The following is a 22,658-nucleotide window of genomic DNA, read 5'->3' as shown; positions in this document are numbered from 1 at the left end:
TCATATATATTTCATGAAATCATGAAATATAGCCGCCCATGCTGCTTGACCAACTCTCGACCCTTGCCCACGCGCCACGGATGGATGTGTTTCGCCTGTTGATGCGACGTTATCCCGATGCGTTGCCTGCGGGCGAGATTTCAGTCGTCCTTGGGTTCAAAGCCTCGACCACCTCTGTCTACCTGGCCGCCCTGTCCGGTGCCGGATTGATCCGTCAGGACCGAGCGGGCACATCGCTGCGCTATAGCGTCGATATGCAAGGGGCCCGGACCATGGTTGCTCAGGTGTTCGATGAGTGTTGCAACGGGCGGCCGGATCTGTGCCCGCTCGGTTTGGTGGACCCATTCAAAGAAAGCGCGCCCATCTCTGACGCCAAGCAAAACGTTCTGTTCATCTGCACTGGTAACTCTGCCCGTTCGATCTTTGCCGAGGCCATCATGCGCCATCAGGCAGGCGACCGGTTCAACGTTTATTCTGCCGGCACAAAACCGCAATCTGAACTCAACCCATTCGTGGTTGAGATGCTGGACCAGAAGGGGTTCGATATCGCCGCTCTGCGCGCCAAGAACATTGCGGAGTTTCAAGGCGAGGACGCACCAGTGATGGATTTCGTGTTCACCGTCTGTGATCAAGCCGCAAACGAGGAATGCCCGGCCTGGCACGGACAGCCCATTCGGCCCACTGGGGCCTGCCTGACCCGGTGAAGGCCACAGGCACGGACGCAGAAAAGCGCCTTGCCTTCCAACAGACCTTTGGCGCCATGCGCAATCGCATCATCGCTTTCTCGGCCCTGCCTCTGGAAACGTTGACCCGGGCCTCCCTCCAACACAAAGTCGACGAGATCGGCCGCAACAAGGAAACCACATGACGACATATGCCCTGAATGGCCTTGGCCGGATCGGAAAACTGGCCTTGCGGCCGCTGCTGGAACGCGGCTGCCACATTGCCTTTGTGAACGACGCCGTGGGTGATCCGGCGATGCATGCGCATTTGCTCGAATTCGATACGGTTCACGGGCGCTGGCCCGCGCAGTTCAGCGCGGACGAGAAAAGCATCACAATCGACGGCACCGTGATCCCGGCTCTTGGTGTGCGCTCGATCGAAGATCTGCCACTGGACGGCGTGGATGTGGTCATCGACTGTACGGGCGTGTTCAAGACCGAAGCCAAGCTGACTCCATATTTTCAAGCAGGCGTAAAAAAGGTCATCGTATCTGCCCCGGTCAAGGATGGTGAGACGGCCAATATCGTCTATGGCGTCAACAACGAGGCGTATAGCGGGCAGCCCATTGTGACGGCGGCATCCTGCACAACCAATTGCTTGGCCCCTGTGGTTAAAGTCATTCATGAGGGGTTGGGCATCAAGCATGGGTCGATCACCACGATCCACGATGTGACCAACACGCAGACCATTGTGGACCGACCCGCCAAAGACTGGCGGCGTGCACGGTCCGCTCTGAATTCGATGATCCCGACGACCACGGGGTCGGCCACGGCCATCACGCTGATCTACCCGGACCTCGTGGGCAAGCTGAACGGGCACGCGGTGCGTGTTCCGCTACTCAATGCCTCGCTCACCGACTGCGTGTTCGAAGTGGAACGGGAGACGAGCGTGGAGGAGGTAAATGCGATGTTCGAAGCGGCAGCTAACGGTCCGCTCGCAGGCATTTTGGGCTATGAGACGCGCCCTCTTGTGTCGACAGACTACACCAATGATCCACGCTCCAGCATCATTGATGCGCCCTCAACCATGGTGGTGAACGGCACGCAGGTGAAGGTCTATGCGTGGTATGACAACGAGTGGGGCTATGCCCATCGCCTCGTTGATGTGGCACAGATGGTAGGCGCGTCTTTGTGACGGATCGTCCAAAGGGCTTTGCGGCCTATATCGCGGTGACGGCCGCCTATTGGGCGTTCATGCTGACAGATGGCGCGCTCAGGATGTTGGTGCTGTTGCACTTCAACAGCCTTGGTTTTTCGCCGGTGCAGCTTGCCTACCTCTTTGTGCTTTACGAGATCGCGGGTGTGGTGACGAACTTGTCAGCGGGTTGGATCGCGGCGCGCTTCGGGTTGACGTCGACCCTTTATGCCGGGCTGACGTTACAGGTTGTGGCGCTGCTGGCGCTGACGCAGCTGGACCCGGCGTGGTCCGTGGCCGCATCGGTCGTGTTTGTTATGCTGGTGCAGTGCCTGTCTGGTGTGGCCAAGGATCTGGCCAAGATGTCGTCCAAATCGGCCGTCAAACTGCTTGCCCCCGAAGGCGACGGGCTGTTCCGCTGGGTTGCCCTGCTGACGGGGTCGAAGAACGCGGTGAAAGGGTTTGGCTTTTTGCTTGGGGCCGGCGCGCTGGCGCTTTTTGGCTTTGTTCCTTCTGTTCTGGGCATGGCGGCGGTTTTGGGCGCAATCCTTGTGATCGTATTGCTTGGGATGCCGCCGGGATTGCCGGGCGGGCGTAAGGATGTGAAATTCAACGAGGTGTTTTCCAGAAACCCGCGCGTCAATTGGCTGAGCGCTGCGCGCGTGTTTCTGTTTGGCGCGCGCGATGTGTGGTTTGTCGTGGGTATCCCAATCTACTTTTACGCGGTCCTGAGCGATGGCACCCCTGAGGCTCAGCGCGCTGCATTCTTTATGATTGGTATCTTCATGGCGATTTGGGTGATCCTCTATGGCGCTGTACAGGCGCGCGCGCCCGCCATTCTGCGTAGTGCGACGCACAGTGAGGCTGACCTTGCCGCCAGTGCGCGGTTCTGGGTGGGCACGTTGTTCTTGGTCCCTGCCGCATTGGCGCTTGCTGCGTATTTTGCTGGCGGGCCAACGGTTTGGCTGACTGCCTTGGTTGTTGTGGGACTGCTGATCTTTGGGGTTCTTTTTGCCCTCAATTCTTCGCTGCATTCCTATCTGATCCTCGCCTTTACCAGCGCGGAACGGGTGACGATGGATGTCGGGTTTTACTACATGGCGAACGCCGCGGGGCGTTTGATCGGAACGGTGTTGTCCGGCCTGACATATCAGTTCGGAGGGCTGCCCCTATGCCTTGGGACGGCGGCGCTGATGATTGCGCTCAGTTGGCTATCGATTGGGCGGATCAACCGCGAAATTGCGCCAGCCACCCCAGTGTAGCGTCCGTATCGCCGCCCGGTTTGTATTCAGCACCCAACGGGCCAGACCAGTCTGCAAGGGATGCGAAGATGTGGGCATAGTTCAATTCACCATGGTCCGGCGCCCCACGGTCAGGGACGGACGCGAACTGAATATGTCCAATGATGTCACGCAAATCGGTGAACCGCGTGGTCACGTCGCCCTCGTTCCGACCAACGTGATAACAATCAAACATCAGCTTGAGGTTGGTCGCCCCAACTTCGGCGATGATGTCGCGCGCTTGGTCGGTGGTGGAAAGGAAATAGCCCGGTGCATCATGGCGGTTGAGCGGTTCGATCAGGATGGTTTTCGGAGTGGACGCACAGGCATAGCGCAGATTTTCGATAAATGTCGCGTGTGCCTCGTCGCCTGTGCCAAAGCCGCACATCACATGGATAGCACCAGCACCGACGACATCTGCATAGGCGATGGCTTCGTCAATGACCGCGCGTGCGTCGCCCTCGCGACCGGGCAGAGCGGCAAGGCCGTTTTCGCCGGCCGCCACGTCCCCGCGCCGTGTGTTAAGGCCGAGGATGGGCAGGCCGGTGGCGTCGAGTGCCGCTTTGACGTCCCGCGCCGGGGTTTCATACGGCCAGTGCAACTCGACCGCGTCGAACCCGGCAGCGTGCGCGGCACGAATGGCCTCCGGCAACGGGCAGTCAGCCCAGAGAAACCCGAGATTGGCCGAGAATTTCATGTCTCGTCTCCGGGCAAGGTCAGTTGGGCGTTCCGGGCATAGACCTTGGCCACAGCCGCGTCGTCTTCGCCGCCCAATCCCATCCCGGCGGCGGCTACGAATTGCTGTAGGGCAGCGGCTGTGATTGGGGCCGAGAAACTGGCCGATTTTGCGATATCCAGAACAATCCCAAGGTCTTTGGGCCAGATGTTCACGGATGAATGCGGTGTATAGTCACCTGCCACGATGTGAGGGGCGCGATTTTCCAGCATCCAGCTGGACCCGGCACATTTGCTGATCACTTCGACGAATTGAGCGGGGTCGACGCCTTGTGTCATGCCAAATGTCAAGGCCTCGGCCATGGTGGCGATGTGCACGCCTGCAAGCAATTGGTTCACGGCCTTCATCGCCGATCCGGGGCCTGCGTGATCGCCAAGCTCAAACACGGTCGTGGCCGTGGCCTTGAGCACGTGGTCGGCCGCGGCGAAGGCTTCGGGCGTGCCAGAGGCCATCACCGACAGCGCGCCTTCCGCCGCTTTGATCGAACCGCCCGAGATGGGTGCGTCAAGATAGTGGACGCCGACCTCGCCACAACGGGCCTCCATCTGGCGCGCAAACTCTGGCGGAACAGTGGCGCAGGCCATCACAACCGCCCCCGCGCGCATATGCGGTACAACGCCGTCTGCGCCAAACAGCACGTTTTCTGTTTGTGCGGCATTCAGAACGACCACAATGACAGCATCCAATGTGTCAGCCACGTCGCTAAGCGCGCCGGGCGCGCCTCCCTCCGCTGAGAACCGTGCGGTTTGATCCGGGATGACGTCATAGCCGTGGGTCGTGTGCCTCGCCGCCAGACAGGATTGCGCAATCCCGTATCCCATGGAGCCGAGCCCGATTACTGCTGTACGATGGGGTGTGGTCATGGGGCGCATCCTTGTTTGATTTGTGCGCAGTCTTCGACAAACAAAAAGCAAAGCGCAAGGGGCGGGGTGCATGGCCGCGTTTGTATCAACGCCTCTTGCAATCAGGGATGTGCGCAGGCCACCATGCCGCCCGAAGGCAAGGCAGAGCGAAGCGTATTTGATATGACCCGGCACAACGCACCATCTGCAAAAGCAAAGGGCTGTTGCTTGCCCGCGCGGGCGTCAGGTGATGGCGTCGACATACCTGCGGCACCGATGATTGCGACGACTGCGCTGGCCACCCCCGAAACAGCGGATATTCCCGGTGGCATTGCCCTTGTGGGTACGAACGCACCACACTTGCCTGCAGACGGCGAGGGGCCGTTGCAGCGCAAAAAGGTCAAGCCGTTCAAGATGGATGTCACAACCGTCACCAATGCCCGCTTTACCTCCTTTGTTGCGGCAACGGGGTACAAGACCGAGGCTGAACGGATCGGCGATTCATTCGTGTTCATCAACTTCCTTCCCGATGACGCACCGCCCAGCCAAGCGGTGGCCGAAGTGCCATGGTGGCGCGTGATCAAAGGTGCCTATTGGCGGTGCCCAAATGGCCCGGGATCAGAGGCGGCCTGCGATCCCGACCATCCCGTTGTCCACATCACCTGGAATGACGCCAAGACCTTTGCTGCATGGGCGGGCGGGCGACTGCCGACCGAGGTCGAGTGGGAGCACGCTGCACGTGGTGGACTGGGTGATGTGCCCTATCCGTGGGGCGAAGGCGATCCGGACGATGTCGCACATTTCCCCTGCAACATCTGGCAAGGCCAGTTTCCGCACAGCGATCTGGGCCTTGATGGGTATGTGGGCACGGCCCCCGCACGCTCTTTTTCGCCCAATGGCTATGGGCTTTACAACATGGTTGGGAATGTCTGGGAATGGACGTCACTGCCCTTCAAGGTAAAGTCACTGAAACGGTCAGTGCAGGCCGTGCACACGGGCAAAGCTGGTTACAAGTTAAGCAAGGGGGGCTCGTTTTTGTGCCACGCATCCTATTGTTATCGCTACAGGATCGCGGCACGGAGCGGAACGTCCGCAGACAGCTCGACGTCGCACCACGGGTTTCGGCTGGTGTATCCGGTTTGAAAGCAAGCGGCACTGCCTGCGATCAAAATCCGTCAGCGCGCGCCCTTCCGGTGATCCCATCAAAAGGAACTTTCCGCTGCTGGACTTTTCATACTGACCTCAGCAATGGTGATCAAAATCTCGCAACTTCAGGATTGAGTACATGAAAAGATCGCGGATCAACGACCTGCTGGACGAAGGCGAAGACATGATCCGGTCGTTCGGCTTTGTGCTGCCGCCCTTTGCCAATTGGACGCCGGACGCCTTTGCCGCGAAAAAGGATGACGCGGCACATGTCATTTCGTCGCGCTGTGGCTGGGACGTGACCGATTATGGGGCAGGGCGCTATGACGAGATGGGCTTGTTCCTGTTCACATTGCGCAACGGCCGTCTGGCGGATCTGCAAAGAGGCGGGGGCATGTGTTATGCCGAAAAGCTGCTGATCTCGAAACAGGATCAGCTGAGCCCGATGCATACGCATGTGATCAAGGCCGAAGATATCATCAATCGCGGTGGAGCGACGTTGATCATCGAGCTGTATGGCTCTGATGACGCGGGCAATTTCGCCGAAAATCGCGGCGGCACCGTGTGGTGCGATGGTATCCGCAAGGAGTATGGCCCGGGCGACAAACTCGCGCTGGCGCCAGGAGAGAGCATCACGCTGATGCCCGGAGATTGGCATGCGTTCTGGGGTGAAAGCGGGGACGTGCTGATCGGCGAAGTCTCGACGGTCAACGATGACGAGACTGACAATATTTTCCGTCAGCCTATTGGCCGTTTTTCGAACATCGAAGAAGACACTGACCCCAAGCGTTTGTTGGTCAGTGACTACGACAAGTGGCTGAGTTAGAAGTACCAGGAAATAATTGTCGATCAATGATCCTGGGTCGCAAGACCTGTGTCAGAAAAAAGAAAGACATACCTCCATGCCCGACAATAGTGGAGTTTTGTTCCGCGGCGAGGGTTGGACTGCTTAATCGCACATTGGAGGCGAGTACCGGAATCGAACCGGTGTACACGGATTTGCAATCCAGAAAGAGATAAAGCAAAAACAACGACTTAGGGGCGCAAAATGCCCCCTGACAAAAAGTGAACAAAAAGCGAAAGTTTCAAAGCCAAGTTCGCCGGTTCAAAACGAAAAAGGCCCCGTCACAGCGGCAACTGTGAACCGGGGCCAAATAGAAAAAGCCTGTCAGCTTTCGAAAGACATTAGCACGGGCCACTACCGCTCCGCAAACGCTCAGTCGGCTTTTTCGCGACCTCTGACCGGTGAGGTGGTCCAATGAGCTGGCGTATCGCAAACGAATGCGCAGAGCGTCGCTTTGGCAGCGCCGCGCGCAAGCAGATCATCATGTTCCTAGCCGATAAAGCGAGCGATGACGGCTCGGGCATCTGGTGCTCCAAGGGGACCATCCAGCGCCACACAGAGCTCAGCGAGAGCACCGTCAAGCGCACCATCATCGACTTCCTGCGCGAAGGCATTCTGATCGAGACAGGGCGGCGGCAGTGCAAGAACGGCTACACCGTCATTTACCGGATCGTTTTGGAACGCGTGGCCGCGCTCGAACCCACGGCTGAGCCCGACATTCAGACGGGGGTCACTGTGAACCCCGTCCAGCCTGAACCCGGTACGGGGTCCACGGTGAACGGGGTACGGGGTTCACGGTGGACCCCAAACCATCCTAAAACCATCCATAAACCACCTACGCGAAGGCGCGAGGCGGCGGAGGAGGAGGTTGAAGATCTTGAATCTGAGAAGGTCCTAGTGGCCTATCCTCAGGACAGGATCCGAGACCGGAGAACTACTCTGCGCTTGATCTCAGCGACGGTGAAAGCCGGAGTGACGTCCGATGACCTGAAGCAGGTGGTCAAAGCCTATGCGAAGGAAAGCGAGGGCTACACGCGCAGCAAGGTCTGTTTCTCGGACAACTGGTTCAAGATGCGCCGGTGGGAGAAGGGGCTTGCCCAGATACAAGCCGACCGTGAGAAGGCGCGAGAGGCCGAAGCCAAAGGGCGTGCGAGCCTCACTGAGTGGATCCACGAGCGCCATCCGCTGTGTCGTCACATCACCAACCGGCAGATCGAGGACTTGATCGCTGCAAAGCTGGTGACGCCTGAGCAAGTTCGAGCTGCGGGGCTGCAGGCATGAGTGCGGCTCGATTGTTACGCTATGGCGTAAAAAGTGAATATTTACGTTGCGGCGTAATTTACTTTGATTTACGCTGTGCCGTAAAAGGAGCCACATCATGGATCTCACAGCACGAACGGCCGAGCAAATCGGAGAGGCACTCCGTAGGACGCGCAAAGCGCGCGGCTGGACCCAAAGCGATATCAGCGCGCGCACGAATTTGCGCGTCGCGACGATTTCGTCGCTCGAGAATGGCGACACGGGAGCGAAGCTCGCCACAGTGCTCGCTGTCATGGCGGCACTTGGGCTTGAGTTCCGATTGGTGGAGCGCGGTGGCTCGCTTGAGATTGAGGATATCTTCTGATGGCCAAACACGGGCGTAGCGGCACGATGCAAGTGCTTCTGAACGGGCGGTTGGTGGGGGCTTTGCGTCTCGCTGGTTCAGGCGCGATCAGCTTTACCTATGATCCGGAATGGTTGGCATGGGAACATGCCATGCCCATCTCGTTGTCACTGCCTTTGCGCGAAGAGGCGCATCAGGGCGGCCCTGTGATCGCCTACTTGGAAAACCTGCTGCCGGACAATCAGGCGATACGTGAACGCGTTGCCGCTCGAGTGCGCGCAGGCGGCACGGACGCATGGCACATGCTGGAGAAGATCGGCCGCGATTGTGTGGGGGCCTTGCAGTTTGTTTCGGGTGAGATCCCCGAGGTTGGCGCACTCGCGGGAGAGCCCGTTTCCGAGGCACAGATTGCGGATATGCTGCGCAACCTCGCAAGCGCTCCGCTAGGCTTGGACGAGGAAGACGACTTCCGTATTTCCATCGCAGGGGCGCAGGAGAAAACCGCGCTGTTGCGCCACGAGGGCGTGTGGATCCGTCCATCAGGGCTCACCCCAACAACCCATATCCTCAAGACCCAGCTTGGCGTTCTGCCTGCAGGGATCGATTTGTCCGATAGCGTCGAGAACGAGTTCTTCTGTATGAGCTTCTGCCGCGCCATGGGCATGGATGTGGCGGAGGTCGAGATTGCCGATTTTGAAGACGTGCGGAGCCTTGTCGTGACGCGGTTTGATCGGCGTTGGACCAAGGATGGCCGCTTGATCCGCCTCCCGCAAGAAGACTTTTGCCAAGCGCTGACAGTCCCACCCAGCCAAAAATACCAAATGGATGGCGGGCCGGGGATCACCGAAGGGATCGGATTGCTGAATGGTAGTGATGACCCTGAAACAGATCAGCGCGCGTTCTTCCGTGCGCAGGTGCTGTTTTGGCTCTTGGGCGCGACAGACGGGCACGCTAAGAATTTCAGCATCGCATTGCGCCCCGGCGGGTTCCGCATGACCCCGCTTTATGACGTGCTGAGCGCCCAGAAAGCGGTAGATGACGGTCAAATCCGTCAGAACCGCATGCGCCTCGCGATGGCCGTCGACGGACACTACCGGATCAACGAGGTGGTGCCGCGTCATTTCCTGCAGGCTGCGAAGGCGGCAGGTTTTGGTGTGGCGCTGGTGGAAGAGATCTTGTCGGGCGCCGCGTCTGAGCTTGAACCCGGCTTGGACAAGACACTAGCAGACGTGCCGGATGGGTTTCCACAGCCATTGGCGGAAGCCATTGCTGCTGGCATACGACGTCGGGCGATTGCCTTTCATGCCGTATGATCCGCAGATCATATTTCCGCTTTATGGTCGGTAGGTCATATTAACTGAGAGCAATCTTCTGGCCCAATACAGGGGTTTCAGCGTTCTAGGCCAGCTTTGGCGGGAAAGCCCAGAGATTGATGGCCAAACTCAGATCCTCAACGCCGTGTTTCTGATTGCTGAACATAAGCGGGCAGCCGTGTCAGACGCGGGACAAACCCCGCTTCAACAAGAAAATTCCCCTGCGCCAGCGCATTCCTCGCGAGGCAAGTTTCTCGCTGACAGCCCCTTGGTGCCAGCTTTGGTCATGTTCATCGAAACACTCAAAGTGAGGATCAAAAAATGGCTACCCAAACTCTGAAACTGAACGTCAAATCCGGCGAAAAAGACGGCAAGAACTTCTGGGATCGCTGCGGCGTCCTCTTCGTCAACACCGACGACAGCGGCAACATCACCTCAATCAACGTCAAACACAGCATGTTCCCCGACGTCGAAATGGTCGCCTTCCCGCGCCGCGATGAAGATCCAGTCACCGAATGACAGCGGTGCCGGGGCGGGTAGCCCGCCCCGGATAACCCCGAAGTTAGGTGTGGATCGCTGCCAATTGGACTTCCACAAGCATCCGATGTCGCTTCAGTGCAACTCCTCAGACCGGACTTTCGCTGCAAGTGCAGAACCGGCAGTTGGGGGAACTGGTGCTCTGCGGACATTCCGGACCTTCGACCAATCCACATCGACTGACGTAACGGGCTCCAATCCAGCCATTCACCAAGGGAGTCGGCATTGTTCGCAATGGCGAGTGCAACAAAGCGGTTTGGATTTGACGTTGCGTAGGTCGTGCTTTTCGAAATTGCAGCCTTCAGTTCAGGAACTCAACCACACCGACGGAATATTCACTGCAGAATTGCAAGCTTTGGTCGATTATTTCCGATTCTGGCAATTCGTGTCCGGATTTTCGTTACATTTACAGTGCGTTGAAAGGCGTTTTCCTGCATTTACGCAACGACTGTGGGGTATGGCGACCTCAGGCCACCATGGCTGTCTAGTAGAACTCTGGCAGTGATGAAAGCTTTCGTCGGACTATTGCTTGCCGGTGTTTTTGTTGGAACAGGCGTGCATTCCGTAGAAATGGCCGTCAAAGCAATTCCATGACTTCTGTCGCTTGGTAATAATGAGTTTTCGAAGCCGCCTAGAAAAGTGATTCAGCCCTTCGATTGCTCCAAGCTATCCTGCAATTGGGATAACTTCTCACGATCGGTGATTTGAATTTCACCATAGGTAGTTTCCACCGCCTCAAATTTCTTTAGCAGTCGAAATGTTCGCTGAACCGTCGGTAACGATACCCCTGCCATCGCTGCCAACTCGGTTTGTGTAAGCTTCAGGCTCGTTCCAACATCGGTGTTTTGACCGTCTACAAGTGCCTGCAACCGGATCACGACGCGCTCAACCTCGGATCCGGTAAGAGCATCCATAAGAACTCTCTGAATGTGCCTCCGCAAAATATTGTCGTGAGAAATGATGGCTCTGTAATGAGTTGGGTCGACATCCAAAAATGTAAGGAATTTTGCCCTTGGGATGCAAAACATCGTGGATTGGGTTTTTAGAATCGCGGTTCCTGCGGTGCGATCACCCGTAATAGCATCACTAAAGCTGTACCACTTGCCACGCCCTGTTGAGGGAAAGGCAATCTCTTCGAATGTCGACGAAAGCAGATGCACGTCAATTTGCCCATCAATGAGGCCGTAGACATGTGACACCTGACTGTCCAAAGCATAGAGGCAGTACCCGGCTTCGAACTGCTTGACCGTGCCAAGTGCCAAAAACGAATCCTGAAAATCCAGGCTTTGCAGTGAAAGCCACCCATCGCGCGTTAGGATGGTCCTTTGCCCGGCGGAAAGTTGCTTTGATTGTACTGTCAATATTCCCACCCAAGATCGTGGTTTCAGGCCATTAGCCTACCCCTGGGATTCCCGATCAGCAAGGAAGATGGGTGTGCAAGGCAGACAGTCTAGCCGATGAGACGAACAATGCGGTGAGGCGTCAGAACTAATGCCACCAGGTCTTCCATATGAATGAGCCAGACGCTGCCATCTAAAAAGTTCGCAAGAATACATCTGGAGAGCAGTTTGCATTGCGCCCCTCGGGCTACGGTCAACGCAACCGGCTCAAACGCTAATGTGATGAGCCAGTTCGTCTTCACCAGATTGGTGCACAAGTCCGGAGCAATAAAGGATGAGAGCGTGACTGAAACGTTTCACAAAAGAAGCTCGTCGAGGAAGGCTAACGGGCAGCATTCCAACGACAAAACAACGTCTCATTCTTCAGGATTGCCCGGTGCCACCACATCTTGTCAGTGCTCGGAATTGGTCGATGTTGCGGTGAAATCAATCATGACAATTTTGGGTTTTGCCCGCAGCTACCCGATCGAGGAAATTGTGAAATTGTCGGAAAGGCTTGAGGCCGCACTGGTGCGCTTGAGCGATGAAAACTCTCCGGAATTAACAGCCATCGCGCGTCAAATCCATGCCAAGGCCCTTGTTCTGAATGTCATGCAAAGCATGTTGGAAGCCGAACTTATCCGGGTTTTACGTGAGCCAAACTCACCAATCAACGCGTTGCGGCCTTTAGCTTCGGAGTTCGACAAAGAATGGCACGCCAAACGGTCAGAATTGCTGAGCATTCAGGATCAGCTGCATGAGGCCATCCCAAGAGAAATTTGGCCATACGTTCATAAAGCGCTGCACAGAAATGGCGATTTAGACACGTTCGACGACGGCCAAAGGCACTGAAGTTCCAAGTTCGTACTTCGGTTATGGAGTTCGATCTTTTCCAGCGAACCAAGCCGGTTCTGCACCTTATCAGTTTCATCCCAAGGAGAAAAAAATGACGACACGACGCAACTTTCTGAAAACCCTCCCATCCGCAGGGGCCGCATTTGCTGTGGCCGGCCACGTGCTTCTGGACGACGCCGTTGCCCATGCTCAAGAAGCAACACCACTTGAAGGTCATTTTCACCCCAAAGGCAAAGCACCTTCTGCACATACAAAAGCGGTGCTTGACAAAGCGCGCAAGGATCTACCGTTTTCCGACACGCTGGATTTCGATGAACAGAAACGCGGATTGATTGCCGAGATGCCCAAAAAGCAGATCATGGCCGATGCTGGACATGTCGCTTGGGATAAAGAGCGCTTTGATTTTCTGGACACTGACGAAGATTTCGACAGCATTCACCCCTCGCTGCAGCGCATTGCGCGTCTGAACCAGAACTACGGGGTCTACGAAGTTCGACCCGGTTTCTATCAAGTCCGCGGGTTTGACTTGTCGGATATTTCATTTGTCCGAGGTGAGACTGGCTGGATCGTGATCGACCCGCTGATTTCGGCAGAACCGGCGCGCGCTGCGCTTGAGTTTTTCCAAGAACACGTCGGAGAAGGCCGCCCGGTGACGGCTGTGATTTACTCTCATTCACACACCGATCATTGGGGTGGAGTTCGCGGTGTCGTTGATGAGGATGATGTGCGCGCTGGCAAAGTCGAGATCATCGCACCGCGCGACTTTATGGAGCATACGATCTCGGAAAACGTCTATGCTGGCAACGCGATGAACCGGCGGTTGTTCTATCAATATGGTCTGTTACTGCCCACCAGCCCGCACGGTTTTGTCAGTCAGGGGCTCGGACAGGGTGTCTCAGCGGGGCAAGTCGGACTGATCGCGCCAACCCGCATTATTGAAGACGATGTCGAGGACATCGTCGTCGACGGCGTTCGGATGATCTTCCAGAACACGCCAGGCACCGAAGCACCGTCGAACATGAATACCTATTTCCCCGAAACCAAGACGCTGTGGATGGCGGAAAATGTCACAGCAACCTTGCACAATATTTATACGTTGCGTGGCGCACCGGTACGCAACCCCTTGCGTTGGGCGACATACATCTCGCATGCGTTGATGCTGTACGGTCAGGAAGCCGAGGTCATGTTCTATTCGCACCACTGGCCACGTTGGGGAAATGACCGCATCCAGCAGGTGCTTCGCGACCAACGTGATCTCTATGCGCATATGAACAACCAAGTTTTGCACCATGCGAACCAGGGCGTGACCATCAACCAGATCCACAACGTTTACGAATTGCCCGAAAGCCTGCAACAAACCTGGCATACTCGCGGTTATCATGGCTCGCCAGAGCACAACAGCCGTGGCGTTATCCAACGATACCTTGGCTTCTGGGACTGTAACCCTGCCACCCTTATCCCGAATTCCCCCGAAGATTCGGCACCGCTTTATGTCCAGATGATGGGCGGGTCCGAGGCGATCATTAAAAAGGGGTTGGAATTGCACGAAGCCGGTGACTACATGATGGCCAGCGAAGTCCTAAACAAACTGGTTCAGGCCGAGCCTCAGAACCAGCCTGCGCGCCACTTGTTAGCAGATGTGTACGAGCAGATTGGCTATCAACAAGAAAATCCGGGCCTGCGAAACTCATTTCTGTCCGGGGCTTTTGAACTCCGGTCTGGCGTTCCTGAGGGTGAAAGCGCCGACACATCCAGCCCTGATGTTATTCGGGCCATGTCGACCGAACTCTTCCTGAATTTCCTCGCCATCAAGATGGATGGGCGCAAGGTTTCTGGGCACCAGTACAAGATCAATTTGAGCACGCCTGACAACGGCGAAAAATTCCTGATCGAGTTGTCCAATTCGACATTGACCAATGTCGAGGGCTATCTACACGACGATCCGGACCTGTCGATGACGATCAATCGCACAGACCTCGAAGTCGTTATGGCAGGCGAAAAAGAACTGGAAACTCAGTTTGCCGACGGCACAGCGACCTTCGAGGGGGACATCGGTATTCTTGGTATCCTGGCTACCGCCATGGTCGACTTTGACCCATTGTTCGAAGTTCTTCCGGGAACACGTGACAATTCTTCAGAGCAACCGCATTCCGAGTCCTTCCAGGCTGAAATTGGGCGCACTGTGATCGAGTAGATAGCCAGTCACAAAAAAATTAGCGGGCGGTCCAAAATGGATCGGCCGCTGTTTACGAAAAACACTTTTTCTCAAAAAAAATCACTCAGTTGTTTACAACGATCCTTCATTCGAACCGGATGATCCGCCAAGAATGCAAAAATTTTCCGGTTGCAGAAAACGGTAGGAAAGTCCGCGATCGGTGAATTGATCCCTCTCGGCTTGCTGCGCCCTGCATGAACGGCGCCTTTTCACATCGCGGCGCGGCACGGTTTTTCACGCAGTTGCCGCAAAATGCGTGCCGCGTGAAGGCCGAGTTTCGGGGGCGGTTTTGTCGGTTTCCCGAAAGCGGACTTTAGCTGCGGAACAGAAAAGTGGCACAATTGGGCTCTATCCAGCCATTCGCCGCAGTTTGCATCAACTTCTGCTATGCGGACGAAGCTGCCGTTCGCCTTGTCGGTTCATGAGCGTGCCAAACATGGAAGGGGTGCGCGTGACACCGCACGATGCCCCCTTGCGCCTGCCTTGCCTGACGCGCGGGCCCTGCATCGCCCAAAGGCTCCAAAAGACGGCGTGGCGCAGGAACACGAAACATCGCAAACCAGAATGAAAAACCCCGGCACAAGGGCCGGGGTTGTCTTGTCATCTGGTGTTTGTCGGTTGCCTAGGCAGAGACAGATTTCCGCGCTTGATTGCGGCGCAGTGTGAACAGGCACAAAAACCCTGCACCCAAAAGCGGCAGACCCGCAGGCAGAGGCACAGCAGCAGGGGCGGCAGTCAGTGCCATTGAAGTCAGCCCGGAAAACGAACCCCCACCGGGTTGATCCGACCAGCGGAAATAACGAATGGCCGCCCCGTTCAGGACGGCAGTCTCGACTGTTCCGGTATCTGAGTCGGTGAACGTATCCAAGACGTTAAAGCTCGCATCGAGGACCTGCGCCAGAATTCCACCGGTGTCCGGAAAGTATCCAAACGAGATTTGAGTGACATCGAAATCAAAGGCAAGCTGACCGAAATCACTGTCGCTCCCCCCTTGCCTATGCGCCAGGTAAGCACTCCCCGGGGACGTGGAGGTAAACAATAATCCATCGATGGCACTTGCAGTTATCGTGCCTGCCGTTGTTGTCAGCGGTGTCGTCGCCAATGTCGATCCAGTTCCAGGCGTTAAGAAATCCAAAGAAAGGGTCGTTGCTCCGGCTTGGCTGCTTGCAAACGCGGCGCAGGCTGCGAAAGCACAGGCCGATAATAATTTTTTCACGTGTCCGTTCCCTTAAAAGTTGTATATTTTACGATGGTTAGCAGGTTTTTCCTTGCCATACAGATTTAGATGCACCACGAGCGAGACCACATTTACTTTGACCATGCAACAATATTGCGTGATTGGCGGGGCGACCCGTCCCCGAGCGCGTGAATACTGTGCATCGCGCAGCTTTTTTGTAGACAAATTGGCAGCAATGACATCTTTGTTTCCATATGCGCAACAGTGCGATTGAGCATGGGTTAGTCACGAGTCCACGGCGGCCCGCCGCGCACTAACTTCAGGTGTGCTGCAGACGTCGTGGCAAATGAAGTGTCTCACTGTCCGTTTTGAAAAAGGTCAAGTTGGGCTCACAACGGTCATCCGCTGCGCAATGCACCAATGGCCGCAATGCGGATAACCAGCCGTTCGCTGCGCAAGCCTTGGATGTCCCAGTTGCGGGACACAACCGACATTCATTTTCCCGCCTTCGCTGATGCAGCATTTACTCGCAAGTGCGGCACGCTTATCGCTGCGTTGCGGCCGTTGCCGCCAGACCGGCCATTGAAAGCCAATCTGAGGTGCGAATTCAAGCAGCTCTTTTGTTATATTCGGATCGGGAAAGGACGAAGCGGGAAATTCGTGTTCGGAAAGTGCCGCCCGCCAACACAGCCCACATGTGGATTTTTCAGCTATGCCCAGTGCATCTTCAAGTTCGACGCCGAGTTATCATCCAGTGTTGTCGAGCTTTGTGTGTTTGAGCAGAAGTTGAACCGCTTTGATAATTCGAGTTTTGCGGCATCTCTGCTCTACTTTGGTCCGGCTCAGCGAATGAGTGCCGTTCCAGTTGGTTTCAGCCCAATTTCAGCCTCTCACCTCCGCACAAGCCGGGCATAATGGCGAGCTGGGGTGTGCTGACGGTTGTGAAACTTGCTTGGAAATTTGAACCTACATCCGTTCACTGCAGGTGAATTGATACCCGCGACAATGGTCTCCCATGTGTTTTCAGAAAGTTCGAACTGAGCGGGCCGCTTGGTTTTGTCGTGGATCACAGTCACCGTGTCACCAACTCGATCGTGTGACCCTCGCGAGATTGTTGCCCCGATTCAGGACGGTGTCGATTTACTAACAGTTCTTGGCCGTAAACTCGCAAGAGTCGAATGGGGGGATCACCATTCGGAATGCCTTGTAATGCCAAGCCCGATGATAGCCTCGAAACACGTTATGAGAAACGAGGCGCAGTCGATGAAATTTGGTTTTGTTGGATTAGGGCAGATGGGCGCGCCAATGGCGATCAACCTTGCCCTCAAACACGAGGTGTTGGTCTATGACCGAAATACGAGCACAGTTGCCAAGGTCGCGCGAAATGGTGCCAAAGGAGCGGGCGAGACCGACCAATTTTCCGATGTCGATGTCCTGATCACTTGCCTTCCTGCTGCAAAGATCGTCGATAGTGCGCTGTTCGATTCAAATACAGGATTGGCGCAACACTTGAAGCCAAGCGCGCTCGTTGTTGACACCAGCACCATTGAATATGGTGCAACGCTGGAAATCAGGGACCAGCTACAGGCTGTCGGCTTGCGATTTCTCGACGCGCCGGTTTCGGGTATGCAAAAACGAGCCGAGGACGGGTCGCTGACTATGATGGTTGGTGGGAATGCAAAAGATCTGGCAGAGGTTCAGGGCGCTCTCTCCACTATGGCATCCAAGATTTTGCACATGGGCGATGTGGGTGCGGGGCAGCTGACCAAGCTGATCAATCAGCTGTTGTTTGATATCAACGCGGCGGCCCTCGCGGAAATTCTGCCTTTGTCCGCCAAATTGGGGATCAATCCCGAACAGGTCGCAGAAGTGGTGAATTCCGGAACCGGCCGCAGCTATGCCTCTGAGTTTTTCGTACCAAACATCCTGCAAGGTGATTTCAGCAATGGCTACCCGATGCAGGCCGCCTACAAAGACCTGATCAGCGGCGCAGAGATTTCTGCACGCCACAACATCCCCACACCAGTTTTGGCAGCGGCGACGGCAACCTATCAGCAGGCCCTGTTGGAAGGCCATGGCGACAAGGACAAAGGCGGCATGATCCTGGTGTTTGAGCGTTTGCTCGGCACGGAATTCCGCGCGACCACATTCAAAGAGGACAAGGCATGAACGAAGAACACGGCATTCGCGGTGGGTTGACCAATTACGGCGACAAAGATTTTGCCGAATATCTGCGCTCGTCCTTTGCGCGGTCCATGGGTCTGTCAAAGGACATGTTGCGCAAACCAATTGTCGGCATTGCGGAAACGGGGTCAGGTTTCAACAACTGCCACCGCACGATGCCCGAACTTGTCGAAGCCGTGTCGCGCGGCGTTTTGGCGGCGGGCGCGTTGCCAAGACCCTTTCCCACAACGTCCCTTGGTGAAGTTTTCCTGAACCCCACCAGCATGGTCTACCGCAACCTGATGTCCATGGACACCGAAGAGATGGTGCGCGCGCAACCCATGGATGCGGTCGTGCTGATCGGTGGCTGTGACAAAACGGTGCCCGCGCAATTGATGGGTGCCGCATCAGCAAACATCCCGGCGGTGCAACTGGTTACAGGGCCAATGATGACAGGTCGGCACAAGGGCGAGCGGCTGGGTGCCTGCACCGATTGCCGCCGGTTTTGGGGCAAATACCGCGCGGGCGAGGTCGAGCGTGAGGAAATTGACGTTGTCGAAGGGCGTTTGGCCACGACTGCGGGCACCTGTGCTGTCATGGGCACGGCCAGCACGATGGCCTGTATTGCCGAAACGCTTGGCATGTCGTTGCCCGGAAGTGCGGCGATCCCGGCAGTGCATTCGGATCGGTTGGTCGCGGCTGAATTCAGCGGTAAAACAGCGGTCGATCTGATCGCCAATCCGCGCCTGCCCAGCGAGATCATCACAGAGCATTCGGTCGAGAACGCATTTCGGGTTTTGATGGCTGTCAGTGGCTCGACCAATGCGATTGTGCATCTGACAGCGGTGGCCGGGCGGTTGGGCATTCGTATTCCGAACGCGCGTCTGAACCAGATTTCTGACGAAACGCCTGTTCTGGTAGATCTGAAACCCGTGGGCGACGGCTATATGGAAGACTTCTTTTCAGCCGGGGGGGTGGGCGCAATCCTGCGTGAAATCCGCCATCTGCTGCATCTTGATACGGTCGATGTGACCGGTCAGGTTCTGGGGGATCGACTGGAACCGGAAATGGAATGGGTCGATCGCCGGGTGATCCGGGAATTTGACAATCCCGTTTCGGATCAAGGCGGGTTGATCGCGCTCAAAGGCAATATCGCGCCGGATGGTGCTATTTTCAAACGTGCGGCGGCAACACCGGCTCTTTTCGAAACCGAAGGTCGGGCCATCGTTTTCGAGGGTCTGGAAGACCTTGCCAATCGGGTTGATGACCCCGAACTTGATATCGAAGCGGGTGACATCATGGTGCTGAAAGGTGCGGGCCCGATCGCCGCAGGCATGCCCGAGGCGGGCTATCTGCCGATCCCTAAAAAACTGGCGCGGACTGGTGTAAAAGACATGGTGCGCATTTCGGACGCGCGCATGTCGGGCACCGCATTTGGCACCATCGTTTTACATATCTCTCCTGAGGCGGGCGCAGGCGGGCCATTGGCCGCTGTTCGAAACGGCGATCGCATCCGCCTGTCGGTGAAAGACAAATCCATAGACCTTTTGGTGTCAGATCAGGAAATCGCCAACCGGCTTGGCGAGTTTACCCCAGCCAAAGGGCACAAACGCGGCTACCGTGCGCTTTATGAACAGACGGTCCTTCAGGCCCCTGATGGCTGTGACTTTGATTTCCTCACGCAATCTGGCAAATCTGACATATAGGGTTATTCGATGAATCTCTTCAAGAAATTGCAGGAACGTGCAACTGCCGGGAACCCAATTCGGGTTGGCATGATCGGTGCTGGAAAATTCGCCACGATGTTTTTGGCGCAAGCGGTGCGCATCCCGGCGATCCACATCGTGGGTGTGGTGGACCTCAATCCAGCAAACGCAAAATCAAACATGAAACTGGCGGGTTGGTCCTATGAGGCCCATAGTGCCGCCAGCCTCGATGACGCTGCGAACTCAGGCAAAACCCATGTCAGCGATGACTGGCAGGCGTTGACCGCACATCCGGCAGTCGACATTGTGATCGAGGCTACAGGTAATCCGCTAGCCGCTGTGACGCACTGTCTGGCCGCATTTGCACAAGGCAAGAACGTGATTAACGTGACCGTCGAAGCGGATGCGTTCTGCGGTCCCGGTCTGGCCCAAAGAGCAACTGAGGCCGGTGTGATCTACTCCATGGCCTATGGCGATCAGCCTGCGTTGGCCAGTGATCTGGTCGATTGGGCGCGCACCTGTGGCTTTAGTGTGGTGGCAGCGGGTCGCGGCCATAAATGGTTGCCGCATTACCGCCAGTCCACTCCGGACACGGTTTGGGATCACTGGGGCTTGACCCGTGAGCAGGCCAAACGCGGACGTCTGAACCCTAAGATGTTCAATGCCTTTCTTGACGGGTCTAAACCCGCCATCGAATCTGCGGCCATTGCCAATGCCACCGGGCTGGAGGCACCTGACAACGGCTTGGTTTTTCCCCCCGGTGGCATTGATGACATCCCCACCCTGATGCGTCCAAAATCCGAAGGGGGCGTTTTGGAGCGCAAGGGGCTGGTTGACGTCGTGTCTTGTCTGACCCGTGAAGGCGAACAGATCCCCTATGATATCCGCAAAGGCGTCTGGGTCGTTTTCGAGGCCGACACTGAATATCTGAAAAACTGCTTTGAGGAATACAAAGTCGTGACCGATCCCTCGGGCAAATACATGACGCTATACAAACGCTGGCACATGATCGGATTGGAGCTTGCTGTGTCGGTTGCATCGGTGGCCCTGCGGGCGGAGGCGACAGGTGCCGCGATTTGCTTTAATGCTGATTGTGCGGCAATTGCCAAGCGCGATTTGGCCGTGGGCGAGATGCTGGACGGCGAAGGCGGTTATACGGTGTCGGGTGGCTTGCGGCCCGCAGTATCTTCGGTACGGCAAGGCAATGTGCCGTTGGGACTGGCACATAATGTCCCGTTGATCCGGGCCGTGAAAGAAGGCGCTGCGATCACCTGGGATGACATCAAGATCGACAGAACCACAGACGCCTATAAACTGCGCACCGGCATGGAAGAACAGTTGCTGAAATGAGCACCGATGCCGATACCTTTGACTACGTGGTGGTCGGTGGCGGCACCGCCGGATCGATCATGGTAAATCGTCTTAGCGCAGATGGTGCCTCGGTTTGTCTGCTTGAGGCCGGTCCAAAGGACCGGCACCCGTTCATCCATATTCCAGCGGGCTACATCAAAAACATCTACTCGCCGAAATTGACGTGGAGTTTCAAGTCCAAACCGAACCCGGCAACCGCAAACCGGAGCTTTGCCTTGCCACAGGGTTGTGTGCTTGGCGGGTCGAGCTCGATCAACGGGTTGAACTATGTGCGTGGTCAAAGCGCTGACTATGACGCTTGGGCGCAGATGGGAAATACAGGCTGGAGCTACAACGAAATTCTCCCGTATTTCAAACGCTCAGAGCGGCGCATTGGACCAGGTGACCACGCCGTACGTGGCCGCGATGGAGAGCTACCGATCACCGATCTGGACCTGATCCATCCAATCTGCGAGGCCTTCATCGAGGGTGCCGCGCAAATGGGCATCCCACGCAATCCTGACTACAACAGCGGCGATCAGGCCGGAACCGGGTATTTTCAGCGCACCGTCCACAAAGGCTATCGCTATAGCGCGGCCAAGGCGTTCCTGCGCCCAGCTCGCAAGCGGTCCAATGTCGATATTCGTACCAATGCGCAGGCGGCTGAAATTCTTTTTGACGGGAGTCGTGTCAACGGCGTTCGGTATTGTCTGGGCAAGCAACGCAACCCCACAATCGAAGTCCACGCACGGCGCGAGGTCATTCTGTGTGCAGGAGCACTGAACACGCCCAAATTGCTGCAATTGTCAGGCATTGGGCCTGCCGAGGTTCTTGGCGGGTTGGGTATTAGGGTGCGAGCGGATCTGTGCGGCGTCGGTAATAACCTGCGCGATCACTACGGCGTGCGCATGGTTTCGCACCTGAAGGGCATCAAAACCTTCAATTCGATGGCGCAGGGTCTTCCCTTGGGGTTTGAGATTGCTAAATGGCTTTTGGGGCGTCCCAGCATCTTATCGGTCAGCCCGTCGCTGACGCATCTGTTCTGGAAATCCTCGGACGCGCTGGAAACGCCGGACCTTGAATATGTGATGACGCCTGCCAGCTTCCGCGAAGGCACGGTAGGCCTTTTAGACAATGTGCCGGGTATGACTGTTGGGGTCTGGCAAATGCGACCAGAGAGCCACGGCTATGTCCGTCCGGTATCCCGCAATCCGTTTGATCCGCCTGAGATCAACCCGAACTACCTGTCTGATCCGCGTGATCAGCAGGTGCTGCTGCGATCAATCCGATTGGCGCGCAAGCTGATGACCACTGCGCCCTTGCAGCCATATCTGACCGGCAAGACCAACCCTGATCAAAGCCTCGAGAGCGATGATGAGTTGCTGGATTGGGCAAAGCACGAAGGCATCACGGTTTACCACATGATCGGAACCGCGCGGATGGGACCGGATGATGATCCAGGCGCGGTAGTCGACAGCCAACTTCGTGTGCGGGGCCTGCAAGGTCTGCGCGTCGCCGATGCTTCGGTCATGCCTGTCATGCCGTCGGGCAACACCAATGCGCCTGTGATGATGATTGCCGAAAAAGCCGCTGACATGATCCTTGGCAAAACAGTTACACCCGCAGACCTCTGACGGGTTTTCAACAGGAGACAA

General features: G+C 56.4%; 19 protein-coding genes and 1 pseudogene. 16 read left to right on the top strand and 4 right to left on the bottom strand.

Going from position 1 to position 22,658, the window contains the following annotated elements; all coding sequences use genetic code 11:
* Nucleotides 1-80 precede the first annotated feature (80 nt).
* The 3 genes and pseudogenes from ABJD00_RS04615 to arsJ all read left to right on the top strand — a co-directional run bounded on the left by ABJD00_RS04615 (nt 81) and on the right by arsJ (nt 3,119).
* Nucleotides 81-868: pseudogene (locus ABJD00_RS04615) on the top strand (ArsR family transcriptional regulator).
* Nucleotides 865-1,857, top strand: a complete 993-nt coding sequence (locus tag ABJD00_RS04610; protein ID WP_413829855.1) for an ArsJ-associated glyceraldehyde-3-phosphate dehydrogenase — start codon at nt 865-867, stop codon at nt 1,855-1,857. Before ABJD00_RS04615 ends, ABJD00_RS04610 begins: the two are co-directional and overlap by 4 nt.
* Nucleotides 1,854-3,119, top strand: coding sequence for an organoarsenical effux MFS transporter ArsJ (gene arsJ / locus ABJD00_RS04605; RefSeq protein ID WP_413829853.1), 1,266 nt, complete (start codon nt 1,854-1,856; stop codon nt 3,117-3,119). The genes ABJD00_RS04610 and arsJ overlap by 4 nt, the downstream gene beginning before the upstream one ends.
* On the opposite strand, the gene ABJD00_RS04600 is transcribed toward arsJ, so the two are convergent.
* Together ABJD00_RS04600 and ltnD are read right to left on the bottom strand one after the other, a co-directional pair.
* The gene (locus tag ABJD00_RS04600) at nt 3,085-3,834 is read right to left on the bottom strand and encodes a hydroxypyruvate isomerase family protein (RefSeq protein WP_413829851.1); all 750 of its coding nucleotides are present in this window, start codon (nt 3,832-3,834) and stop codon (nt 3,085-3,087) included. The genes arsJ and ABJD00_RS04600 overlap by 35 nt on opposite strands.
* A complete protein-coding gene (gene ltnD / locus ABJD00_RS04595) occupies nt 3,831-4,736 on the bottom strand; it encodes an L-threonate dehydrogenase (protein ID WP_413829850.1) in 906 nt (301 codons plus the stop codon). Before ltnD ends, ABJD00_RS04600 begins: the two co-directional genes overlap by 4 nt.
* Nucleotides 4,737-4,898: 162 nt before the next feature.
* Between ltnD and ABJD00_RS04590 the strand changes: the two genes are divergently transcribed.
* The 7 genes from ABJD00_RS04590 to ABJD00_RS04560 all read left to right on the top strand — a co-directional run bounded on the left by ABJD00_RS04590 (nt 4,899) and on the right by ABJD00_RS04560 (nt 10,752).
* The gene (locus tag ABJD00_RS04590) at nt 4,899-5,858 is read left to right on the top strand and encodes a formylglycine-generating enzyme family protein (protein ID WP_413829848.1); all 960 of its coding nucleotides are present in this window, start codon (nt 4,899-4,901) and stop codon (nt 5,856-5,858) included.
* A 142-nt stretch (nt 5,859-6,000) separates the two neighbouring features.
* Nucleotides 6,001-6,687 carry a D-lyxose/D-mannose family sugar isomerase gene (locus ABJD00_RS04585; RefSeq protein ID WP_413829846.1) on the top strand — a complete coding sequence of 229 codons (687 nt, stop codon included), beginning with the start codon at nt 6,001-6,003 and terminating at the stop codon, nt 6,685-6,687.
* A gap of 432 nt (nt 6,688-7,119) precedes the next feature.
* Nucleotides 7,120-7,986 carry a hypothetical protein gene (locus ABJD00_RS04580; protein WP_348190361.1) on the top strand — a complete coding sequence of 289 codons (867 nt, stop codon included), beginning with the start codon at nt 7,120-7,122 and terminating at the stop codon, nt 7,984-7,986.
* 97 nt (nt 7,987-8,083) lie between these two features.
* Nucleotides 8,084-8,329, top strand: a complete 246-nt coding sequence (locus tag ABJD00_RS04575; protein ID WP_170449439.1) for a helix-turn-helix domain-containing protein — start codon at nt 8,084-8,086, stop codon at nt 8,327-8,329.
* Nucleotides 8,329-9,621 (top strand): type II toxin-antitoxin system HipA family toxin, encoded by a 1,293-nt coding sequence (locus ABJD00_RS04570; protein WP_348190358.1) that lies wholly within the window; start codon nt 8,329-8,331, stop codon nt 9,619-9,621. The genes ABJD00_RS04575 and ABJD00_RS04570 overlap by 1 nt, the downstream gene beginning before the upstream one ends.
* Before the next feature lie 321 nt (nt 9,622-9,942).
* The gene (locus tag ABJD00_RS04565; protein WP_035262952.1) at nt 9,943-10,140 is read left to right on the top strand and encodes a hypothetical protein; all 198 of its coding nucleotides are present in this window, start codon (nt 9,943-9,945) and stop codon (nt 10,138-10,140) included.
* A gap of 453 nt (nt 10,141-10,593) precedes the next feature.
* Complete coding sequence (locus ABJD00_RS04560) at nt 10,594-10,752, top strand: ion channel (RefSeq protein WP_413848531.1); 159 nt, start codon at nt 10,594-10,596, stop codon at nt 10,750-10,752.
* Between the two features lie 50 nt (nt 10,753-10,802).
* Here ABJD00_RS04560 and ABJD00_RS04555 read toward each other — a convergent pair whose 3' ends face one another.
* On the bottom strand, nt 10,803-11,519 hold the full coding sequence (locus tag ABJD00_RS04555; protein ID WP_348190354.1) for a Crp/Fnr family transcriptional regulator: 717 nt from the start codon (nt 11,517-11,519) through the stop codon (nt 10,803-10,805).
* A gap of 153 nt (nt 11,520-11,672) precedes the next feature.
* Here ABJD00_RS04555 and ABJD00_RS04550 point away from each other — a divergent pair, with 153 nt between their 5' ends.
* Nucleotides 11,673-12,389, top strand: a complete 717-nt coding sequence (locus ABJD00_RS04550; RefSeq protein ID WP_413848504.1) for a hypothetical protein — start codon at nt 11,673-11,675, stop codon at nt 12,387-12,389.
* 94 nt (nt 12,390-12,483) lie between these two features.
* Nucleotides 12,484-14,586 (top strand): alkyl/aryl-sulfatase, encoded by a 2,103-nt coding sequence (locus tag ABJD00_RS04545; RefSeq protein ID WP_413848506.1) that lies wholly within the window; start codon nt 12,484-12,486, stop codon nt 14,584-14,586.
* Between the two features lie 643 nt (nt 14,587-15,229).
* Here ABJD00_RS04545 and ABJD00_RS04540 read toward each other — a convergent pair.
* Nucleotides 15,230-15,823 (bottom strand): hypothetical protein, encoded by a 594-nt coding sequence (locus tag ABJD00_RS04540; RefSeq protein WP_413853675.1) that lies wholly within the window; start codon nt 15,821-15,823, stop codon nt 15,230-15,232.
* 1,224 nt (nt 15,824-17,047) lie between these two features.
* Here ABJD00_RS04540 and ABJD00_RS04535 point away from each other — a divergent pair.
* From ABJD00_RS04535 to ABJD00_RS04520, 4 genes are read left to right on the top strand one after another with little or no spacing between them, the layout of a single operon-like run.
* Nucleotides 17,048-17,953 (top strand): NAD(P)-dependent oxidoreductase, encoded by a 906-nt coding sequence (locus ABJD00_RS04535; RefSeq protein ID WP_413848510.1) that lies wholly within the window; start codon nt 17,048-17,050, stop codon nt 17,951-17,953.
* Entirely contained in the window at nt 17,950-19,653 is a 1,704-nt protein-coding gene (locus ABJD00_RS04530) for a dihydroxy-acid dehydratase (RefSeq protein ID WP_413848512.1), read from the top strand. Before ABJD00_RS04535 ends, ABJD00_RS04530 begins: the two co-directional genes overlap by 4 nt.
* A 9-nt stretch (nt 19,654-19,662) precedes the next feature.
* Nucleotides 19,663-21,003, top strand: a complete 1,341-nt coding sequence (locus ABJD00_RS04525; RefSeq protein WP_106610557.1) for an NAD(P)H-dependent oxidoreductase — start codon at nt 19,663-19,665, stop codon at nt 21,001-21,003.
* Nucleotides 21,000-22,637, top strand: a complete 1,638-nt coding sequence (locus tag ABJD00_RS04520) for a GMC family oxidoreductase (RefSeq protein WP_413848514.1) — start codon at nt 21,000-21,002, stop codon at nt 22,635-22,637. Before ABJD00_RS04525 ends, ABJD00_RS04520 begins: the two co-directional genes overlap by 4 nt.
* Nucleotides 22,638-22,658 lie beyond the last annotated feature (21 nt).

This window comes from Tateyamaria sp., assembly GCF_039945315.1.
Lineage (GTDB): Bacteria > Pseudomonadota > Alphaproteobacteria > Rhodobacterales > Rhodobacteraceae > Tateyamaria.
This window is presented reverse-complemented; position numbering and strand designations above follow the sequence as displayed.

Excerpts from the sequence above, each read along its gene's own strand:
- ABJD00_RS04610 (WP_413829855.1), top strand. The coding sequence starts at position 865 with ATGACGACATATGCCCTGAATGGCCTTGGCCGGATCGGAAAACTGGCC.
- ABJD00_RS04600 (WP_413829851.1), bottom strand. The coding sequence starts at position 3,834 with ATGAAATTCTCGGCCAATCTCGGGTTTCTCTGGGCTGACTGCCCGTTG.
- ltnD (WP_413829850.1), bottom strand. The coding sequence starts at position 4,736 with ATGACCACACCCCATCGTACAGCAGTAATCGGGCTCGGCTCCATGGGA.
- ABJD00_RS04590 (WP_413829848.1), top strand. The coding sequence starts at position 4,899 with ATGACCCGGCACAACGCACCATCTGCAAAAGCAAAGGGCTGTTGCTTG.
- ABJD00_RS04585 (WP_413829846.1), top strand. The coding sequence starts at position 6,001 with ATGAAAAGATCGCGGATCAACGACCTGCTGGACGAAGGCGAAGACATG.
- ABJD00_RS04580 (WP_348190361.1), top strand. The coding sequence starts at position 7,120 with ATGAGCTGGCGTATCGCAAACGAATGCGCAGAGCGTCGCTTTGGCAGC.
- ABJD00_RS04575 (WP_170449439.1), top strand. The coding sequence starts at position 8,084 with ATGGATCTCACAGCACGAACGGCCGAGCAAATCGGAGAGGCACTCCGT.
- ABJD00_RS04570 (WP_348190358.1), top strand. The coding sequence starts at position 8,329 with ATGGCCAAACACGGGCGTAGCGGCACGATGCAAGTGCTTCTGAACGGG.
- ABJD00_RS04565 (WP_035262952.1), top strand. The coding sequence starts at position 9,943 with ATGGCTACCCAAACTCTGAAACTGAACGTCAAATCCGGCGAAAAAGAC.
- ABJD00_RS04550 (WP_413848504.1), top strand. The coding sequence starts at position 11,673 with ATGAGCCAGACGCTGCCATCTAAAAAGTTCGCAAGAATACATCTGGAG.
- ABJD00_RS04545 (WP_413848506.1), top strand. The coding sequence starts at position 12,484 with ATGACGACACGACGCAACTTTCTGAAAACCCTCCCATCCGCAGGGGCC.
- ABJD00_RS04535 (WP_413848510.1), top strand. The coding sequence starts at position 17,048 with ATGAAATTTGGTTTTGTTGGATTAGGGCAGATGGGCGCGCCAATGGCG.
- ABJD00_RS04530 (WP_413848512.1), top strand. The coding sequence starts at position 17,950 with ATGAACGAAGAACACGGCATTCGCGGTGGGTTGACCAATTACGGCGAC.
- ABJD00_RS04525 (WP_106610557.1), top strand. The coding sequence starts at position 19,663 with ATGAATCTCTTCAAGAAATTGCAGGAACGTGCAACTGCCGGGAACCCA.
- ABJD00_RS04520 (WP_413848514.1), top strand. The coding sequence starts at position 21,000 with ATGAGCACCGATGCCGATACCTTTGACTACGTGGTGGTCGGTGGCGGC.